This window comes from Epilithonimonas hungarica, from assembly GCF_900102265.1.
Classification (GTDB): domain Bacteria; phylum Bacteroidota; class Bacteroidia; order Flavobacteriales; family Weeksellaceae; genus Epilithonimonas; species Epilithonimonas hungarica.
Window position 1 is genome coordinate 928825 of sequence record NZ_FNBH01000001.1, and the last position, 19659, is coordinate 948483.

The window sequence follows — 19659 nt, forward strand, 5'->3', positions numbered from 1 at the left end:
TGGTGGATCAACAGATTGATCCTGAACAATGGTCGTTAACACTTCCGGTTGCGGATGATATGACATTGTTGAGATTCTGTGATCTCAAAACGCCCATAAAAGCAAAGATCAATGCCTCTTTATATTCAATGATCTCCTTTTCAGGAATATGGATCTCGGTTTTGGTCTTTGCTTTTATTTTTTCTATAAGAAAAGAGTTATACGCACCACCACCGGTTATCAGTGCATTTTTAATTTCGAATTCATTACAGGTCTTTGCAATTTGAATGGCTGAATGTTCCGTAAAAGTTGCCAAAAGATCTTCTGGTTCCTGACTTTGAACTAAAGAAGGAATATTCTCATCGACCCATTCTATTCCTAAAGATTTTGGATGTGATAATGAATAGAATTCTAATTGATTTAATGTTTCAAGAAGTTTTTTTTCAATAATTCCTTTTCTTGCAAAATCACCATTTTCGTCATATTTCTTTCCAATTTTAATGGCGAATTCATTCAAAATAATATTAACTGGACAAATATCGAAAGCCAATCTTTTTCCATCTCGTTTCATAGAAATATTGGAAAATCCACCCAAATTAAGACAAGCATCAAATTTTGAAAATAACAATTCATCACCAATCGGGACCAAAGGTGCGCCATTTCCTCCAAAAATCACATCCTGACTTCGAAAATCGTAAATGACAGTTTTATTGATCTTGGATCTGATCGCTCTTCCATCACCGATCTGTAGCGTAAATTTTTTCTGTGGCTGATGGAAAACAGTATGACCATGAGAAGCTATTAGATCAAGATCTATAACATTATTTTTTAAAATGAATTCTTGCGTTTTTTCTCCCAAATAGAACCCATAATCAACATTCAGTTTCAGAAGTTCTTCACTGGACAGATGGATGGCATTTCTCAGAGATCTTTCCCAATCAGAAGAGTAAGGAACTGTTTCAGAATTCAGGATCTCAAAATTCCAATTGGATCCTTGTTTTACAAATTTTGCATAACAAATGTCCAGTCCGTCAAGACTTGTTCCAGACATTAGACCAATTGCATAAAAAATTTGAGCTCCCATTTACTTGCTGGTTGCGGGTAAATTAGCGGAACTGAAACTTCCGGAATTGTTGTAGAATGTATATTCTGAAAAATCATCTTTTGCAATCATTCCGTGTGCACCAACAAGAATATTACCTTCTTTATCCGAAACAAAAACAGTGTCTTTGGTGTACATTTTATGTTTGTTTTGGTCCCAATTGATGGTTTCTGTCACAAACGTTTGTCCTTCTGTTGTGATGATCTTCACTCTGCCTTTTGCAAAATAGAAATTTTTCTTGATATTATTTTTGGCATATTTTGCCCAGATTTTACCAGGAACTTTCGGGTTTTTCTTATCGAAGAACTCGAGATAAATACCCCTTCGGGCTTCTATATAAGGAGAATCGATCAACTCATATTGCTCTATAAGCGGAGCTTTGAATTTTACTTTTACAATTCCGGAATCTTTTTGAATGATAGTTCCGTTATGAATGACGGTGGAGGCAAAATTGGTGTTCTTCTTCTGATTATTCACCTTAGCGATGTCTTCTTCGCAGGACTGAATAAGAAAAAACATCAGCAACAAAATAAAATGTTGTGATGTTTTTGTATTAAATATTTTGAAACAATGACTACTCATAAAATTATCAATGTTCAAATCAAATATCGTTAATTATAAAGGCGTTTAGCAAACCACTTATCCGCGAAATTGATTCCAACTCTCAAATTTATGAAATTTTGTCGAATTAAATTATTATCCAATGTTCCTCTTTTCCCCACTTCTATCCCAAGATCAATACTGTTCATACGATTGATCTGGCTTTTCTCGAAAGGAAGAGTTACACCTGCAGTTATAGCATATTTATTGATGTTGGTGCCATTGATCTGTAGATTCCCTTTTTCGTAATAAGCACCATAACGGTATATCACTCTGGAAAAATACGAACGGAAGTTATTGTAATTTGGCAAATACCAACCTCCAACAGAATATCTATAAGAATCCTGGTAGAAAAAAGGAACGCCTAAAAAATTGATGCTTTCTCCTTTTTTATAGTCTAGCTGGGCACTTAGGAACCATTTGGTCTCTTTCCCATAACCTAGACCAAGAGAACCTTCTTGCGGAAGGAACTTTTTATCATAGTTCACTTGTTGGTCCACAATAGTTTCCAAACCTTTGGTTTCTCCAATTAGATAGTAATAGGTACTATTTGTGTAAGTGTTTTTCAGCGTTCCACTGTTTCCAATGGTATATGTTGCTCCAACAGTCAATTTATGATTGTTCTCTAATTTTTTCTGGTAAGTAGTTCCCAAGGTAAAATTGAAAGCACTCACTCTATAATTATTAGAATATCCGCTGATTAATTCTGCTCCAGTGAAAGCTACTTCCTCTATATCATACAACTTTCCGAAGTAATAATTAGATCTAAGACCTAATGCAAATTCTGGATTGATTTGATAAGATAAAGCGACCTGCACGGTGTTCAGAGATCCTTCACCATGGAAATTGCTAACTTGTGTCACATCACTGTTCGGTAGAAGTTTGCTTGTAACGATATCATAGCTTTTAGAACTATATGGCTGGAAGCCCATCCCAAATTTTATTTTTCTGGAGATAGGAAAAGCTATCGATATATTGGACAGATATGTCGAATGTTTATCTGTTTTTATATTATTAAAGTCAGATCTGTAATAATTATTCTCGTTTGTTCCCTCTACTTTCAGGGTTGTAAGTTCCAGGTTGGTATTTGCAGCCGGATTTCGGAAATTAAAATTATTATTAAAATCCCAAATATAAGCCGTAGAAATCCCTCCCATTGAACTGATATCGACTGTATTATCATATTTCACATCTCCAATTCCGTATGCTCCGTATGGCGAATTACCAATACTCTGAGCGTTCAGGAAATATCCTGCCACCAATGATGATAAAACAAAAATTCTCTTCATCCTTTAAAATTTCAATGCGCAAATATCTTAATTAATAATGAATTGCAAAAATATATTTGGGTTAAAGTTTGTTAAGTAGTTTCGATAGATTACTGTTATTTTCCGATAATTTAGACAGATTGATAGATTACTTGATTTTTTTGACAGATCACAGAAAAAACTTCTGATATCCGACATCTGACTTGTGCCGAAAATATTATCTTTGCCCTTATGAAATCGCCGATTACAATTATGTTAAAGTTGACTAATTCTGATTGAGGCGATTGCATACGACTTAAAAAATAGTAACTACGTATGAAATGGGAACAGATCATTGGTCAACAATCTATCAAAAATCTTTTACGGGATAGTATCCAGGATTCCAGAGTAGGGCACGCGCAGCTTTTTGTAGGCGAAGAAGGCTTTGGTGTTTTGCCTTTGGCCTTGGCGATGGCCCAGGAGATTTTTGAAAAAGAAAATCCAGCTTCTGTTCATAAAGTTGAGAATCTCAATCATCTTGATCTGCATTTCAGTTTTCCTGTTTTTTCTGAGAAGAATGTTTCATTGAGCAAACGTTTTTTTGATAATTTTAGAGAGATGGTTCTGGAAAATCCATATTCGTCATTTGATGATTGGACAAGCTTTTTGGAGTCTGAGAACAAACAGTTTTTCATTTCCGCAGACGAAGCGGAGGATATAGGACAGAGATTCAACCTGAAAAGTTTCGAAGGCGGGAGTAAGATTCTGATTGTCTGGAGAGCGGACAAAATGAATGATGCGGCTGCCAACAAAATCCTGAAATTCCTGGAAGAACCTCCAAAAAATACATTCATCATTCTTTGTGCTCCGAGTACGAATGATATTCTTCCGACGATTTTATCCAGATGCCAGATAGTCAATGTTCCGAGAATTAATGATGAAGATATTTTAGAAAAACTTCAGAATCATGATTCGGCAAAAGAAATTGCTTATCAGGCACAAGGTGATTGGAATCTTGCCAAGTCACTTTCAGAAAATAATGAAGGTGCTTCGGAATTCGAAACTTTATTTATTCAATGGGTTCGTAATGCTTTTCAGGCCAAAAAGAAGCCCGAAGTTCTACGCGAAATTGTAAAATGGGCACGCCAAATCTCTGAATGGAACCGTGAAAAACAAATGAAATTCCTCAATTATTGTATTGAGATTTTTCGTTTGGCAATGCTTCAGAATTATGGAAATGATAATCTTGTTTACAAAAAACTCAGTGAAGGTAATTTCAATTGGAACTCGTTTTCTAAATTCATTCACGGGGCGAACATTGTTTCCATTGTTGAAGAAATTACAGACGCATCTTATCACATTTCCAGAAACGCCAATTCCAAGATTGTCCTTACAGATATGGGGATCAAATTGACACGCTATATTCATAAATCAGCTTCCTGATTTTTATATATTCAATTTTATTTCCACTTGTTGAAGATTTTTTATCTAATAGATCTCTAATATTCTTCTTTTAGCCAATATTTTAAGATTATAGACAAATTCAATATATCGTTAATAAAAAATTAATCAAACAAATGTTTGATTGAATGTGTTTTTTGATTTAACTTTGCATCGTCAAAAAAAATCAATTATGGCAACAAAGGAAGAACATATTATGATGGTTGCGGAGAAGCTCTTCGCAGCTAATGGTTATAATGGGACTTCTGTAAGAGATATTGCAACGAAAGCGAAAGTTAATGTTTCGATGATTTCCTATTATTTCGGGTCAAAGGAAAATCTTTTGGAAGAGCTTTTCAAATGGAGAATGGAGGAAGGACTTAACTTCGCCAAAAATACTTTGGAAAATAATGAATTGAGTGAAATCGAGAAAATCGAAGGTTTCATTGATAATTTTGTAAACAGAGTTCAGAGGTTAAGAGATTTCTTTTTACTAGTTCACACACAACAGGTTATTGCTCAGAACAAGAATATTCAGAATTTTTTGAAAGATTATAAAATCAATTACATAGAAATCAATCAAAAGATCATAGAACAAGGACTGGAAAAGGGAATTTTTACAATAAGACCTTCTTATCATCTTTTGCAGTGTACCATTTCCGGAACGATATTCAATGCGATGCACGGAATGAAACTGTACAAAGAATATCTGAAAAAACACAATCCCAATTTCGACGAAAAACATTACGAGAATCAATATTTCGAAGAAGTCAGAAGTCATGTGAAGTCCATTGTAAGAGCAATGGTCGGCTACAAAGAACAATAAGATTACTCAAACCTTAACAATAAATAACAGTGAATAAATTTTTAACCGCAGCAATAATTGTCGGGGCTTTCTATTCGGTTTCCGCACAGGAAAAAAGATTATTAGGTCTGGAAGAAGCTGTGAAATTAGGAATAGAAAATAGCAAAAATCTAAAGATAGACCAAGCTAAAATAGAAGAATCCACGGCAAACCTTCTGGAAGCTAAGAACAGACAATTGCCGGAGCTCAAGGTTTCCGGAAGTTATATGTATCTTCCTCTTGAACCGAATGTCGATCTTAAAATTCCAGGATTGGCAGGTGGTGGACCCAAGGTGAGCAATGTGTTGTATGGCTCTGCGAATCTGTCGGTTCCATTATATTCCGGTGGAAGGATCAGATACGGGATCAAATCTGCGGAATATCTTGTAGAAGCTTCGAAATTGAGTACAGAAAATGATAAAAATGCAATTGCATACAACATTTCCCAGGCTTATAACAATCTTTTCAAAGCATCGGAAGTTGTGAAATTGTTGAAAGAGAATTTGGCGTCTTCTCAGAAAAGAGACCAGTCTTTCATCAAATTGGAAAACAATGGTGTGATTGCAAAAAATGACAGACTGAAAGCGCAACTTCAAACTTCGAATATCGAATTGCAATTGATGGAAGCAGAAAACAATTACAGTATTGCGAACATCAATATGGATTTGCTTCTTGGACTTCCTGATAATACGGAAATCGAGGTTGATTCTAATTATATCGGAGCAGATGACCTTGGAAAACCGGATGATTATTATCTGAATCTGGCAAGAGAAAACAGAAAAGACATCCAGGCTTTGGATTATCAAAGAAAAGCGGCAGCTCTTGGAACTAAAGCAGCTAAAGCAGAAAATCTTCCTTCTTTAGCTTTGACCGGCGGTTATGTTGCGGCGGATATTCCGAAGCTTTTGACAATCACTAATGCTGTGAATGTTGGAGTTGGAATTTCTTACAACCTGTCCAATATCTGGAAAAAGAATTCGAGTCTGATGCAGTCTAAAGCTAAGGAACAAGAATTGGCAGCTAACAATGAATTATTGAATGACAACGTAACTCTGGAAGTGAAACGTGATTATCAGAATGATCTGTATGCCCACAAAAAAATCGATGTTTATCAAAAGACTTTGGAACAGGCCGAGGAAAATTACAGGATTACGCTTAATAAATATAACAACGGACTGGAAACCATCACCAATCTTTTAGACGCCGATACGGCAAAAATCACTGCAAACGTGAATGTCATCACTTCAAAAGCGGACGCAGCTTTAGCTCACAAAAAATTATTACAAACTACAGGAACAATTGATCAATAAGGTCTGATGCAGGATGTCGGAAGTCCGATGACTGCAATTCGGAAATAAAATTACTTAAAATCATCCGACCTCCATCATCGGACATCGGACAAATAATTAAAAAACTTTAAACAAATAAAATGGCACAAGACAATATAAAATTCGAGCAAGGAGAGATTCCGGTTAAAAAGAAAAAAAGTCCGGTTTTCTACATCGTAGTTACAGCTGCAGTTTTGGCAGCGGCTTTCTTCGGATTTAGGGAATACCAGTACAGTCAGGCTCACGAGGAAACAGACGATGCGCAAATTGCAGCAGATGTAAGTCCTGTGATTTCTAAAATAGCAGGTTATATCGCCGAAGTAAAAGTGAAAGATAACCAGTTCGTTAAAAAGGGCGATACGTTGATTGTCCTTGATAACAGAGACCAGCAAATGGCTTTGGCTCAGGCAGAAGCGGCTTTGGGAACGGCTCAAAGTAATGTTTCATCGGCTCATGCAGGTTCAGTGGCAGCAGCTTCAGGAATCAATAATTCTAAAGCGGCAGTTCAAACGGCTAACGCACAAATCGAAGCTGCAAAAGTCAATGTCTGGAGAACAGAGCAGGATATGAAAAGATATTCTGAATTGGTAAAAGACCACACCATTACGCAGCAACAATATGAGCAGGCTTCTGCGGCTTATCAGACGGCTCAGAAACAACTTCAGGTTTTAATTGACCAGAAAAACCAGGCAAATGTTCAGACTGGTGTTGTAACATCACAATCCAATGCGACTTATCAAAATGTTGGTATTGCAAATTCTCAATTGAAACAAAGACAGGTTGATGTAGAAAATGCAAAACTTAATCTTTCTTATACCGTGATCACGGCTAAAGAAAATGGTTATGTTTCTAAGATTCCTGTTCAGGTTGGACAATATATCCAGGCCGGTTCACAATTGTTCAGTATTGTTTTAAGCAATCAAAAATGGGTTGTTGCGAACTACAAAGAAACACAGGTTGAGAAAATGGTAGAAGGACAAAAAGTAGAAATCGAAATCGATGCTTATCCTGACCAGAAATTCCAAGGGACGATTAGTTCATTCTCTCCGGCAACAGGTTCTGCATTTGCATTGCTTCCTCCGGATAATGCGAGTGGTAATTTCGTAAAAGTTGTTCAGAGACTTCCTGTTAAAATCACTTTCGACAATCTTAATGAAGATATTATGAAAAAACTACGTGTAGGTATGAATGTTCAAACTGTGGTTTCACTAAAATAAAAAATTATGAAGTTTGAAGAAAGAAACACGAAGTTTTAAACTTCCGACATCCGACTTCTGACTTCCAACTCAGAAATTATGCAAGACGATTCATTAGTAGAATACGGATTTCGCAGAACCATTATTACCATTACGGCGATTATGTGCGCGCTTCTTGAGATTGTGGATTCCACAATTGTGAACGTGGCACTTAACGAGATGAAAGGTAATCTTGGTGCAACGCTCTCCGAAGTAGGTTGGGTCATTACCGCTTACGCTATCGGTAACGTGATTATCGTTCCGATGACAAGTTGGCTGTCCCAACAGTTCGGGCGTAGAAATTACTTTGCGGTATCTATAATCATATTCACGATTTTTTCTTTTCTCTGCGGTAATGCAACCAATATTTGGGAACTGGTATTTTTCCGATTGATGCAGGGTATTGGTGGAGGAGCGCTTTTAGTAACATCACAAACCATCATCACCGAATCTTATCCGGTTGAGAAAAGAAGTATGGCTCAGGCAATCTACGGATTGGGAGTTATTATCGGGCCAACTCTTGGCCCGCCGTTGGGAGGTTATATCGTTGACAATTACAGCTGGCCTTATATTTTTTACATCAATATTCCGTTGGGAATTATCGCAACGTTATTGACACTGCAATTTGTGAAAAGCCCTAGATATTCCGAAAAGCGTTCAGCTTCCGATGTGGATTGGATTGGAATTGGATTACTGGCAGCATTTGTAGGTTCTTTACAATATATTTTGGAAAGAGGACACGAGGATGATTGGTTCGAGAGCAAGGCTATTATTTTCTTGACGATTACTGCCGTTGTTGGATTTATTTTATTCATTTGGCGGGAACTCACCTTCAAATATCCGATTGTGGAGCTCCGGGTTCTCAAGAACGGAAATCTTAGGATTGGAACCGTGATGTCATTCATTTTGGGATTCGGGTTGTATGGTTCAACGTTTATCGTTCCGCTTTATACGCAGAGTATTTTAGGTTGGACGGCGTTGCAATCCGGAGCACTGATGATTCCTGCTGCGTTGACAACTGCCTTTATGATGCCAATTATTGGTCAGCTTTTGACCAGAGGTGCAAAACAGCAGATATTGGTAGCTTTAGGATTATTCATCTTCTTTGTTTACAGTTTCTGGGGTTACAAAATCCTGACACCTGATACAGGGAAAGACGCTTTCTTCTGGATGTTGATTGTGAGAGGAATGGGATTAGGATTACTATTCATACCGATTACATCGCTGTCACTCAGTACACTGAAAGGCCCTGAAATTGGACAGGGAGCTGCTTTTACAGGAATGATGCGCCAGTTGGGAGGTTCGTTCGGGATTGCAGCGATCACAACATTCATTGCCAACAAAAGTGAACTTTACAGAAGCAATCTGGTGTCGCACCTGGATGTTAACGATTTTGATGTTCAGCAAAGAGTGGCGACACTCAAAGGAAGTTTTATCGCCAAAGGATATACGCCGGACAGAGCGCTTGATGCAGCTTATCAGATGCTCGATTTCTCTGTTACGAAGCAGGCAACCGTTTTATCATATATGGACGTTTTCCTTTATCTGGGATTGATGTTCCTGATATGTATTCCGTTCGTATTGTTCGTAAAAGAACGTAAAGGCAAAGGTGAGAAAATCGATCTTAGCTCGGCGCATTAATATTTAAGTTTTAATTATAGTTATTTGTGGAAACTCAGAATCATTATCGGTTCTGAGTTTTTTTGGCATCAATTTTAATAATAATTGAATTGTCAATCCCATCAAAATCAAAATTATGATGCCATTATTATCCCAGATTATTTATCTTTTTGTGATAGCTGTTCCCGTAGCCTGCATTGCGTGGACGGTGACACACGAAGAGATTTTCCGTGAGCCGAGAGAATACTGCCAGAAGGTCTGTGGAAGTGCACAGTCCATTGCCAAACGGAAATTCTTTTACCTTTTCACCTGCGAATATTGTTTCAGCCATTATATCAGTCTCATATTTTTAATGATTACCCAATTTCAGTTGTTGTATGATGACTGGCGTGGCTATCTCATTGCATTTTTCGCTTTGGTTTGGATAGCCAATTGGTATATGAGCCTGTTCGGTTACCTGAGACAAAGCCTGAAAGTTGAGAAAATCGAAGCTAAAATGAAGGACGAGAATCTCAAAGAAATGACAGCGGATAAATAGTTCGCCCGTGTTAAGATGTTTACCACGCTCGAGGTAGAGTGTCTACGCCACCCGAGGTAAGGTGCTTACCGAAATTAAGATTAGTCATAATTTCATATCCATTTGAGTTTTGCTGCTAACGTACAGGCTTCCGTTGTATTAGAAACACGCATCTTTTCAAGGATGTTTTGACGATGTCGATTCACTGTATTGATGCTGATAAAAAGAATGTCCGCAATCTCCTTGCTCTTTTTTCCGGACTGAATCATCTTTAGAATTTCCTTTTCACGGGCAGAGAGAAAGTTAGAATTCTCCACCTCTGTCTGCCGAATGATGCTGCCGTCCGTGGTGTTGATGATCATTCCTGTATAATCAAAGGAAGGCAGAAAATCGAAATGATAAAGGCAAAGTGCCAGTTCCACGTTGTTATGAAGGGCGTCCGAGAAATAAAACATCTTATGGATCAAAGATTTCGGACTATCTGCTAATCTCAGTTTGCTAATCACACAAAAATCCTTTCTTTTTTCAAACGGAACCGTTTTAATAAACTGAAAGAACTGAAGTTCCAGAATATGCTTCTGCAAAACATCATCCGCTTCCAAAATATTAAACAATTCATCTTCCCAGATGCTTTCAATTTCAAGATTATTTTTATTCTGAAATATATTTAATTCGTCTGCAATCTTTCCGGAATAGACATAGCTTTTGTTATTTTTGAGGTCACTTAGAATCGCAATCCCGTTTTCTAGTTCCACAAAATTCTGAGCCATTCTCTGACATTGTTCCAACTGCAATTTTTCTGTTTCGGTTCGAGAGACAAAGTTTTGTTTAAGTAGTTGGTTGTTGAGGTCGGATTGGATGGGTTGCATCAAAATGGTTATTTATCAGTATTGATTGTTGACAGTTAAGCACCTAAATTTGCCTTGTTAATATGTAAAAATACAATGAATAATCTGAACGAAAAAGAGAAAATGCTCTCCGGCGAATTATATGATGCGAATGATGCCGCGCTGGTGGAGGAAAGACAGAGAAGCAAGGATCTGTGTTTCCATTACAATCAGATTCAGCCGTCTAAAATGAAAGAGCGAAAAGGAATCATCAAAACACTTTTCGGCAAAACCGGGAAAATGTTTCTGATAGAGCAGCCTTTCTATTGTGATTACGGCTACAATATAGAGATAGGCGAAAACTTTTACACCAATGTCAATGTCGTGATTCTCGATTGCGCCAAGGTCACTTTCGGTGACAATGTGTTCATCGCTCCTAATTGCGGATTTTATACGGTCAATCACCCACTTGATATCGAAAACAGAAACAAAGGTTTGGAATATGCACTGCCGATCATGGTCGGGAATAATGTCTGGATTGGTGCCGGTTGCAGTATTCTTCCGGGCGTCACCATTGGCGATAATACAGTCATCGGCGCAGGAAGCGTAGTTGTAAAAGATATTCCGGCAAATGTACTGGCTGTTGGCAATCCCTGCAAAGTCATCAGAGAAATCTAGTGGATCACAAAAGGCACAGAAGTTTTAGTTCAGAAAAGATTTAAAGTATGTTATTTTCTCGTGATCCAAAACTAAAAAACCAGCTGAATTTGCTTTTGTGTCTTTTGTGGTTCAAATATGACTAATTGTCTTTGCTGAGCGCAACGCCTTTGCGTCTCTTAAAAAGCATAGAATTACATGAAAAACTTTCCGCTCTTTGCGTTTAAAATAACATTATGAACAAAATAATAATTGCATCTTTATGGATGTCTACAATATTCCAAACATTCAAAGCACAATCCTTAGAAAAAATGACCTGGTTCAATGAGCCGTCTCAATGGGAAATCAAAGACAAAAAACTCACGATGACAGTTACGCCACAAAGTGATTATTGGCGAATCTCGCATTATGGCTTTACAGTCGATGATGCACCGTTTTACTATTCTACTTACGGCGGAGAATTCGAAACGAAAGTAAAGATCACAGGTGATTACAAAGCCCGTTTTGACCAGATGGGACTGATGCTCAGAATCGATGAACAAAATTATATCAAAGCCGGAGTTGAGTTTGTTGACGGAAAATTTAATCTAAGTACAGTTGTTACACACAAAACCAGCGATTGGAGCGTGATCGTTCTGGAAAAAACGCCGCCATTTGTCTGGATAAAAGCGGTCAGAAGATTAGATGCGGTCGAGATTTTTTATTCGTTTGATGACAAAGAATACATAATGATGCGGAATGCCTATCTGCAGGATAACACACCGGTCCAGGTCGGTTTTATGGCGGCAAGTCCGGACGGAAACGGTTTCAAAGCGACTTTCGAAAACTTCTCTGTAAAACATTTGCCAGACCAAAGACGTTTGGAATGGCTGAAGAAGAATCAATAGTTATAAACCAAAAAAGTCGCAAAAGAAGTATAAGATCTTTTGTGACTTTTTTGGTTTAATTATTATAGTTTTAACCAATCAAATCCAGAAACTGTTGTTCATCCAGAATCGTAATCGTTCCAATGTCCTGCGCTTTCTTCAGTTTGCTTCCAGCTTTTTCGCCAACCACCAGATAGTTGAGGTTTTTTGAAACCGCAGAGATGTTTTTTCCGTTGTGTTTTTCCACCATTTCTTCCGCTTGTTCTCTCGTGAAAAGTGACAATTTTCCAGTGAAAAGGAAAGTTTTTCCTTCCAAAACATTGGACAAAACTTCATTCGTGTTTTCGCCTTTTTCCAGCTGAACGCCGTAAGATTTCAGACGTTCAATCATCAGAATATTTTCAGAATTCTGGAAAAATTCAGTGATGCTGACTGCGATTTTCATCCCGATATCTTCAACTTGGCAAAGCTCTTCCAAAGTCGCATTTTTCAATTCATCGATCGTATTGAAATTCTTTACCAATTTCTTCGCAACCGTTTCTCCAACGTGTTTGATTCCGATGCCGTAAAGTACTTTTTCAAACGGAATATCCTTGGATTTTTCAATGCCATCCAAAATATTCTGCGCTGATTTTTCAGCCATTCTTTCTAGTGGAAGAAGTTGTTCTTTTTTAAGCGTGTAAAAATCAGCAGGATTTTCAATTAGTCGCTCTCTGTAGAGTTGCTCGATGGTTTCGCCTCCAAGATTTTCGATATTCAAAGCTTTTCTAGAAACATAATGAATCATCCTTCCCACAACTTGTGGCGGACAATGCAGTTCATTTGGACAAAAATGAATCGCTTGGTCTTCGATTTTTATCAGTTCGGTTCCACATTCCGGACAATTTTTGATGTATTCGATTGGTGTTTGGAGAAGTGTTCTTTTCTCTGTATTCACACCAACAATCTTCGGGATAATTTCGCCACCTTTTTCCACATACACAAAATCGTGTTCGTGCAAATCCAGTTTTTTGATGATATCTTCGTTATGAAGTGATGCGCGTTTTACCGTTGTTCCTGCCAGCAGAACAGGTTTCAGATTCGCAACAGGCGTTATAGCTCCGGTTCTTCCGACCTGATAAGCCACGCTCAGCAGCTGGGTTTCCACTTTCTCTGCCTTGAATTTATAAGCCATTGCCCAACGTGGCGATTTGGCAGTATAACCCAATTGTCTTTGTTGTTTTAGCGAATTGACTTTCAAAACAATGCCGTCAATTTCAAAAGGTAATTTGTGTCTTTCCGTATCCCAAAACGTGATGAATTCCTTCACTTCATTCATTGTTTTACACAATTTCGCCTGGTCTTCTGAAACGCGGAACCCCCAGTTTTTAGCTTTTGCCAAGATGTCCCAATGCGAATCTGCCGGAAATTCATTCGAAATATATTGATACAAAACCGCAGATAATCCACGTTTTCTTACTTCTCCGGAATCCTGCATTTTCAAACTCCCGCTGGCGGTATTTCTCGGATTCATAAACAAATCCAAACCTTCTTCTTCACGACTTTTATTGATTTTGTCGAAGTTTTTTCTGGTCAGATAAATTTCTCCTCGGATAAAAAATCGGTTAGGAAAATCACCTTTCAAAGTCAGGGGAACATCAGAAATAGTTCTCACGTTATTGGTGATTTCATCACCTTGGAAACCGTCACCACGTGTTACAGCCTGGGACAGTTTTCCGTTTTCGTAAAGAATAGAGATTGATGCGCCGTCATATTTTAATTCTGCTACAAATTCTACAGGTTCATCAATAGTTTTGATAATTCGTTTTTCCCAGTCTTCAAGGTCATTAAAATCATAAGAATTGTCAAGAGAATACATTCTGTATTGATGCTGAACCGTTGGGAAATGCTTTGTGATTCCGCCGCCAACACGCAAAGTCGGAGAGTTGGCATCAAAAAACTCAGGATGTGCCATTTCCAGCTCTTGAAGTTCTTTCAGTTTGGCATCGAATTCAAAATCAGAAATTGTATTGTTGTCAAGAACATAATAGTTGTAATTATGCTGATGAAGTTCTTCTCTCAGGGATTCTATCTTTTGCTGAATGTTTTCGGACATTGGGGAAATTATTTAAAGCAAAAATAACCAAAACAACAAAGTTTACAACCAAGAAAGTTATAAATTTAGATACTTTGAGAATCTAATTGATTATCCTTAGATAGCCTCAGTGTGACAACTCTATACTAACTGTTGTCACATTGAGCTTGTCGAAATGTTTAAGAGCTGTCAGGCTGAGGTTCTCGAAGCCTTAATAATAATTGACTAAATTAGTCATCCTAAAAATTGAAAAATGAAGAAAGTATTTTGTAGTTTAACCCTTGTTACGACTATGTTTATCAACGCTCAAACCCAAATCATTGCCCACCGAGGTTTCTGGAATACAGACCCAAAAACTAGTGAAAACTCTATCAAAGCTTTAGAAAATGCTCAGAAACTGAAAGTTTACGGCGCCGAATTCGATATTCATATGACCAAGGACGGGAAGTTGGTCATCAATCACGATGAGCATCACGGGACAATGGAAATCTCAGAAACCAATTTTTCTGATTTGAGAAAATTGAAATTATCCAACGGAGAAAAACTTCCAACCTTAAAAGATTACCTGAAACAAGGAAAGAAAGATGCTTCCGTCAAATTAATTATCGAAATCAAACCAACCAAATCCAAAGAACGTGAAAACGAAATCGTTACCAAAGTTCTGAAAACCGTAAAAGACCTCGGACTCGACAACCAAAGTGATTATATTTCATTCAGTCTTAATATTTGTAAAGAAATCAAGAAACTAAATCCATCTGCCAAAGTCCAGTATCTGGAAGGGAATCTTTCGCCACAGCAAATCAAGGCAGAAGGTCTGGACGGATTGGATTATCATTACAGCGTTTTCGAGAAAAATCCGACTTGGATTTCGGAAGCCAATGCGCTTGGATTGATTACCAATTCCTGGACTGTGAATGATATCAATGTTTACGAAGAACTCAAAAATCAAGGAATCAATTTCATTACAACAAACATTCCTGACCAGTTAAAAGATAAATAGTTTTATCGCAAAGTCGCGAAAATATTACAATTCAAATCTTCTAAAGTCGCCAAGTTTTTCTTTGCGACTTTTTTATTTTTCTACAATTAATTCAAATTGCGCCTTTGCGATTAATTAAATTTCCAATCGAATTCCTCAATGATAAACTTGTATTAAATCATAAGACTTTATTCGGATTTTAAACGTGTGTTTGGTAAATTTGCACCTTCAAATTTTATAAATCAGATTATGGATCTTAAAGGTAAAAATGCCATTATCACAGGCGGTGGAAGAGGACTTGGAAAAGCAGTAGCTCAGATTCTTGCCAACGAAGGTGCGAATGTTGGTATCACAGGAAGAAACGAAAATTATCTTAAAATAGCAGCTAACGAACTGAGACAAACCGGCGTGAAAGTAGCTTACGCCGTTTTCAGTGTCGATAACGAATTAGAAGTAAAAGCCGGAATCGAGTCTTTGGCAAACGAGTTAGGCGGAATCGATATTTTGGTCAACAATGCAGGAATCGGTGACTTCGGAAGCATCGAGGAAATGGCTTCTGATGTTTGGGAACAAGTTATCAAAACCAATCTTTTCGGTGTTTATTACACGGCAAAAGCGGTTTATCCATTTTTGAAAGAAAAGGGACAAGGTGATATCGTGAATGTTGCCTCCACAGCGGGATTAAAAGGCGGACCCAATATGTCGGCTTATGCGGCTTCCAAAGCGGCAGTCGTTTCTCTTTCGCAGTCGATGATGGCAGAATGGAGAAAACAGAATATCCGTGTGATTACGTTGACACCGAGCACAATTGCTTCTGATATGAGCATCAATGGCGGTTTGACAGACGGCAACCCGGACAAAGTTCTTCAGCCGGAAGACTTTGCAGAATGGGTAAGAGATATCCTGAAAATGAACCGCAGGGCAATGATTGCCAATGCTTCAATTTTCTCGACTAATCCATAAAATAATAATTGGGGCAGCTTAATCCGCCTTCCGCTCCCGCTCTTTTCACTCCACTTCGTTGCGTAAAAAGGAGCTCCGCTCAAGTCGGGCTGCAGCTTCGCAGAAAAAGACGATTGGTCATCCATACAATATTTGTCATTCCGTAGGAATCTAAACATTGCTTAGAATTCTATAGAATGACAATTTTTATTTCGTGTCAAATCTGCAAAATCCGCTTTATCTGCGAGATATTTCAAAACTCAAAAGTGTTGTAAATTTTATATTTAATTAGGTTTACAATCAATGACTTTTTAGTCATAATTCTTACCTTTATCGGAATCAAATAAAAAAATATGAAGAGAAACTCATTTTTAGCAATGTCCGCAGTTTTCTTTGCAGCTCAAATGACCCTAGTCAATGCTCAAACCAAATCCGAGGAAAAACTCAATCCAATCGTTCAGAGTTTTGTCAATGAAGTCAATAACAATTCCCAACTCGAGAATATGGCTTATGAACTTTTGGATGGCATAGGACCGAGATTGGTAGGAACACCCGAAATGTTGGCTGCAAACAATTATACCGCCGACAAACTGAAATCTTGGGGAATCGATGCGAATCTTCAGCAATTCGGAACGTGGAAAGGCTGGCAGCGTGGAATAACACACGTAGATTTGGTCTATCCGAGAACCAAAACATTATCAGCAACACAATTGGCGTGGAGTCCTGCAACTAAAAAAACGGTAGAGGCAGAAGTGGTTATTCTTCCAAAAGCATCTTCCAAAGCCGAATTTGATAAATGGTTGCCTTCTGCAAAAGGAAAAATAGTTTTGATGGCGCAATATCAGAAAATTGGTCGCTCAGATGAACAAATCAAGGAATTTGCAACGCCGGAATTGTACGAAAAACTGAAAGCTGAAAAAGAACAGGCCAAAAAAGATTTCGCAGATTATATTAAGACTATCGGATATGATAACACAACATTACCGGAAGCTTTTGAAAAAGCGGGAGCTGCAGGAATTGCTATTTCCAACTGGACAGGAATCCATAGTACCAATCGTATTTTCGGGGCGAAAACGAAATCAATTCCAATGTTCGATATCGATTTGGAAGATTATGGAATGCTTTATAGAATGGCAGAAAAAGGTGCAAAACCGAGAATCAAAGTGGATGCACAATCCAAAGTGCTTCCGGAAGCCAAATCCTTCAACACCATCGGAATAATAAAAGGTTCAGAAAAACCAAACGAATATGTCATTCTCTCCGCTCACCTTGATTCCTGGGACGGTGCTCAAGGGGCGACAGATAACGGAACGGGAACGTTGACAATGCTGGAAACAATGAGAATCCTTAAAAAATATTATCCCAATCCAAAGCGTACCATTGTTGTTGGACTTTGGGGAAGCGAGGAACAAGGACTGAACGGTTCCAGAGGTTTCGTGGCCGATAATCCTGAAATTATCAAAGGTGTGCAGGCAGTTTTCAATCAAGATAACGGGACGGGTAGAGTAGTGGATATCAGTGGGCAGGGTTTCAAAGATTCTTATGCCTACATCGGGAGATGGCTGGATGCAGCACCTAAAAAAGTAAAAGACCAGATCAAATCCACCTTTCCGGGAATGCCTGGCGGTGGCGGTTCTGACCACGCTTCGTTTGTCGCTGCGGGAGTTCCGGGATTTTCTTTAAGTTCGCTTAACTGGGGTTATTTCGGTTACACCTGGCATACGACAAAAGATACCTATGATAAAATCGTTTTCGATGAATTGAAGAATAACGTAATTCTGACAGCGACTTTAGCTTATATGGCTTCAGAAGACCCAGAGTTCACCAGCCGTGAAAAGCGCGTGATGCCGAATGATGACAAAGGTGCTGTGACCAAATGGCCGGAAGTGAGAGAACCGAAAAGAAGCAGTAAGGATTATTAGCTTAATTTGGAAAAGATGCTACAACTAATGGAAATAATATTGGAATGACCTTGATATTCAATGGTGACAAATGGTTTGTATTCCAATTTTAACCTATTGTTTGTTGTAGGATTTTCTATGCAATCCTACGCACAGCCTTCTATTAATACTAATGGAGATAATTTCTGGGTCTAATGGCGATATAGCTTTTTCAATTGGAGAAGTTTTTTATGGCAGAGCAATTTCTTCAACGGGAAGTGTTGCTGCAGGTGTTCGGTAATCTTATGAAATTAATGAAACGTTAGGTATTGATATCACAGAAATCAATTTGAGTCTTAAAGTTTATCCAAACCCAACTCCAAATATTTTATATCTAAAATATTCGATATAAAAGCTATCTCAATTGAGATAGCTTTTTAATTTATAATCTCCTCATTAATCGAATTCTTTTCAACATCTTTAACCAGCCAATATGTTTTTCGAAATATTAATTCTGCATTGATTTTCTGCTAATAATATTTTACCACTTCATATTTGGGCGTATGATTGGCATTATAAAAGGAATCTCTGAAGTGGATACGGAATATATACTCAAAAATGATAATATCTGTTACTCTGTCATTCTTAAAAATGAAAACGGTTTTAGTCTTAAAGAAAAAATATTTATTCCAGGTATAGATCCAGATATCATCATCCAATACTTTTTCTGGAATACCATACACTATCATTAATACTATCTTTGACTGATGAAGATGCTTCCTTACCAGGGTATCTATTTTCTTTATTTGTGCATTCATAAAAGATATTAATAATGTTCAGGTTTATATCATTTATAATAAGAGTGGAAAAAGCCGGACAGATAATTATGAAGAAAATTTAAAAACTGCCCGGCGAAAACTTACAGGAAAGATCCTGCAAGCAAAAAACACTTCCTTAGGATTCTTTGAAATCCATTTTACTCTAGTTCCAATAATTCCATCTTACACCATCAAATACTGCAAGTGTTCTGCTTACGGTATCAAAGCACATCATTCCGGGATAAGGACTTTTAACAGCCTTATGAGGCTCTGAAATCCTAGGCAGGATCATTGCCTTATCCGACGATTCCAGGATAAATACCCCTTTTGCGGAACTGCTTGCAGCACCTATAACTACACCATTACTTCTCTCATCAGAAGTGTTAATAACAAGATCATTGGTGCTTCCTGCATCCGAAAGATCTTTCCATACATTATTTTCATACACCTGAACTTTCTGATTGCTTTTATTGAATAAAAATGTACCATTATTACTCGCGGGGTCAGAAGACAATGCTTTGGAAATATCATCCACTGCCGGAAGGATCACTCCTTTTATATTACCCGTCCGGCTATTGAAATCCAGAATTGTGGCTGTTCCTTCTACACTTTGCTTACCTCCCATAGAGACTTGTCCGCTGGCAAGATCTGCCAGCAAAACAAGTATTAGACTATTGATTATTATTTTATAATTCATTGTTGAT

Annotated in this window: 18 protein-coding genes; 11 read left to right on the forward strand and 7 right to left on the reverse strand. The window is 37.8% G+C overall.

Features of this window, described 5'->3' with window-relative positions:
* Window positions 1-7: 7 nt before the first annotated feature.
* The 3 genes from BLT30_RS04250 to BLT30_RS04260 form a co-directional block, all read right to left on the reverse strand.
* The gene (locus BLT30_RS04250) at window positions 8-1063 is read right to left on the reverse strand and encodes an anhydro-N-acetylmuramic acid kinase (RefSeq protein ID WP_089871696.1); all 1056 of its coding nucleotides are present in this window, start codon (window positions 1061-1063) and stop codon (window positions 8-10) included.
* The gene (gene lptC / locus BLT30_RS04255) at window positions 1064-1600 is read right to left on the reverse strand and encodes an LPS export ABC transporter periplasmic protein LptC (RefSeq protein WP_245707107.1); all 537 of its coding nucleotides are present in this window, start codon (window positions 1598-1600) and stop codon (window positions 1064-1066) included. It lies immediately after the preceding gene.
* 92 nt (window positions 1601-1692) lie between these two features.
* Window positions 1693-2970 (reverse strand): BamG family beta-barrel-assembly machinery protein, encoded by a 1278-nt coding sequence (locus tag BLT30_RS04260; protein WP_089871702.1) that lies wholly within the window; start codon window positions 2968-2970, stop codon window positions 1693-1695.
* 294 nt (window positions 2971-3264) lie between these two features.
* On the opposite strand from BLT30_RS04260, the gene BLT30_RS04265 reads away from it, so the two are divergent.
* From BLT30_RS04265 to BLT30_RS04290, 6 genes are all read left to right on the forward strand, one after another.
* On the forward strand, window positions 3265-4371 hold the full coding sequence (locus BLT30_RS04265) for a DNA polymerase III subunit (RefSeq protein ID WP_089871704.1): 1107 nt from the start codon (window positions 3265-3267) through the stop codon (window positions 4369-4371).
* Window positions 4372-4561: 190 nt separating this feature from the next.
* On the forward strand, window positions 4562-5194 hold the full coding sequence (locus BLT30_RS04270) for a TetR/AcrR family transcriptional regulator (protein ID WP_089871705.1): 633 nt from the start codon (window positions 4562-4564) through the stop codon (window positions 5192-5194).
* A gap of 29 nt (window positions 5195-5223) precedes the next feature.
* Entirely contained in the window at window positions 5224-6522 is a 1299-nt protein-coding gene (locus BLT30_RS04275; protein ID WP_245707108.1) for a TolC family protein, read from the forward strand.
* A gap of 119 nt (window positions 6523-6641) precedes the next feature.
* Complete coding sequence (locus tag BLT30_RS04280; protein ID WP_089871709.1) at window positions 6642-7757, forward strand: HlyD family secretion protein; 1116 nt, start codon at window positions 6642-6644, stop codon at window positions 7755-7757.
* Between the two features lie 78 nt (window positions 7758-7835).
* Window positions 7836-9416: a DHA2 family efflux MFS transporter permease subunit gene (locus BLT30_RS04285; RefSeq protein ID WP_089871711.1), complete on the forward strand. Its 1581-nt coding sequence runs from the start codon at window positions 7836-7838 to the stop codon at window positions 9414-9416.
* Between the two features lie 115 nt (window positions 9417-9531).
* Window positions 9532-9933, forward strand: a complete 402-nt coding sequence (locus BLT30_RS04290; RefSeq protein ID WP_245707109.1) for a hypothetical protein — start codon at window positions 9532-9534, stop codon at window positions 9931-9933.
* 92 nt (window positions 9934-10025) lie between these two features.
* Here BLT30_RS04290 and BLT30_RS04295 read toward each other — a convergent pair whose 3' ends face one another.
* Complete coding sequence (locus tag BLT30_RS04295; RefSeq protein ID WP_089871715.1) at window positions 10026-10781, reverse strand: response regulator transcription factor; 756 nt, start codon at window positions 10779-10781, stop codon at window positions 10026-10028.
* A gap of 75 nt (window positions 10782-10856) precedes the next feature.
* Between BLT30_RS04295 and BLT30_RS04300 the strand changes: the two genes are divergently transcribed.
* Complete coding sequence (locus BLT30_RS04300; protein WP_089871717.1) at window positions 10857-11417, forward strand: sugar O-acetyltransferase; 561 nt, start codon at window positions 10857-10859, stop codon at window positions 11415-11417.
* A 215-nt stretch (window positions 11418-11632) separates the two neighbouring features.
* The gene (locus BLT30_RS04305) at window positions 11633-12283 is read left to right on the forward strand and encodes a DUF1349 domain-containing protein (RefSeq protein WP_089871719.1); all 651 of its coding nucleotides are present in this window, start codon (window positions 11633-11635) and stop codon (window positions 12281-12283) included.
* A gap of 70 nt (window positions 12284-12353) precedes the next feature.
* Here BLT30_RS04305 and ligA read toward each other — a convergent pair whose 3' ends face one another.
* Entirely contained in the window at window positions 12354-14357 is a 2004-nt protein-coding gene (gene ligA / locus BLT30_RS04310) for an NAD-dependent DNA ligase LigA (protein ID WP_089871721.1), read from the reverse strand.
* A gap of 232 nt (window positions 14358-14589) precedes the next feature.
* On the opposite strand from ligA, the gene BLT30_RS04315 reads away from it, so the two are divergent.
* The 3 genes from BLT30_RS04315 to BLT30_RS04325 all read left to right on the forward strand — a co-directional run bounded on the left by BLT30_RS04315 (window position 14590) and on the right by BLT30_RS04325 (window position 18179).
* On the forward strand, window positions 14590-15336 hold the full coding sequence (locus tag BLT30_RS04315; RefSeq protein WP_089871723.1) for a glycerophosphodiester phosphodiesterase family protein: 747 nt from the start codon (window positions 14590-14592) through the stop codon (window positions 15334-15336).
* A 228-nt stretch (window positions 15337-15564) separates the two neighbouring features.
* Window positions 15565-16278 carry a 3-ketoacyl-ACP reductase gene (locus BLT30_RS04320; RefSeq protein WP_089871725.1) on the forward strand — a complete coding sequence of 238 codons (714 nt, stop codon included), beginning with the start codon at window positions 15565-15567 and terminating at the stop codon, window positions 16276-16278.
* Window positions 16279-16610: 332 nt separating this feature from the next.
* On the forward strand, window positions 16611-18179 hold the full coding sequence (locus BLT30_RS04325; RefSeq protein ID WP_089871727.1) for a M20/M25/M40 family metallo-hydrolase: 1569 nt from the start codon (window positions 16611-16613) through the stop codon (window positions 18177-18179).
* Window positions 18180-18667: 488 nt separating this feature from the next.
* Here the strand turns inward: BLT30_RS04325 and BLT30_RS04330 are convergent, their stop codons facing one another.
* Both BLT30_RS04330 and BLT30_RS04335 read right to left on the reverse strand, forming a co-directional pair.
* The gene (locus tag BLT30_RS04330; protein WP_139166571.1) at window positions 18668-18955 is read right to left on the reverse strand and encodes a hypothetical protein; all 288 of its coding nucleotides are present in this window, start codon (window positions 18953-18955) and stop codon (window positions 18668-18670) included.
* A 163-nt stretch (window positions 18956-19118) separates the two neighbouring features.
* Complete coding sequence (locus BLT30_RS04335) at window positions 19119-19652, reverse strand: hypothetical protein (protein ID WP_089872895.1); 534 nt, start codon at window positions 19650-19652, stop codon at window positions 19119-19121.
* Window positions 19653-19659: the final 7 nt, after the last annotated feature.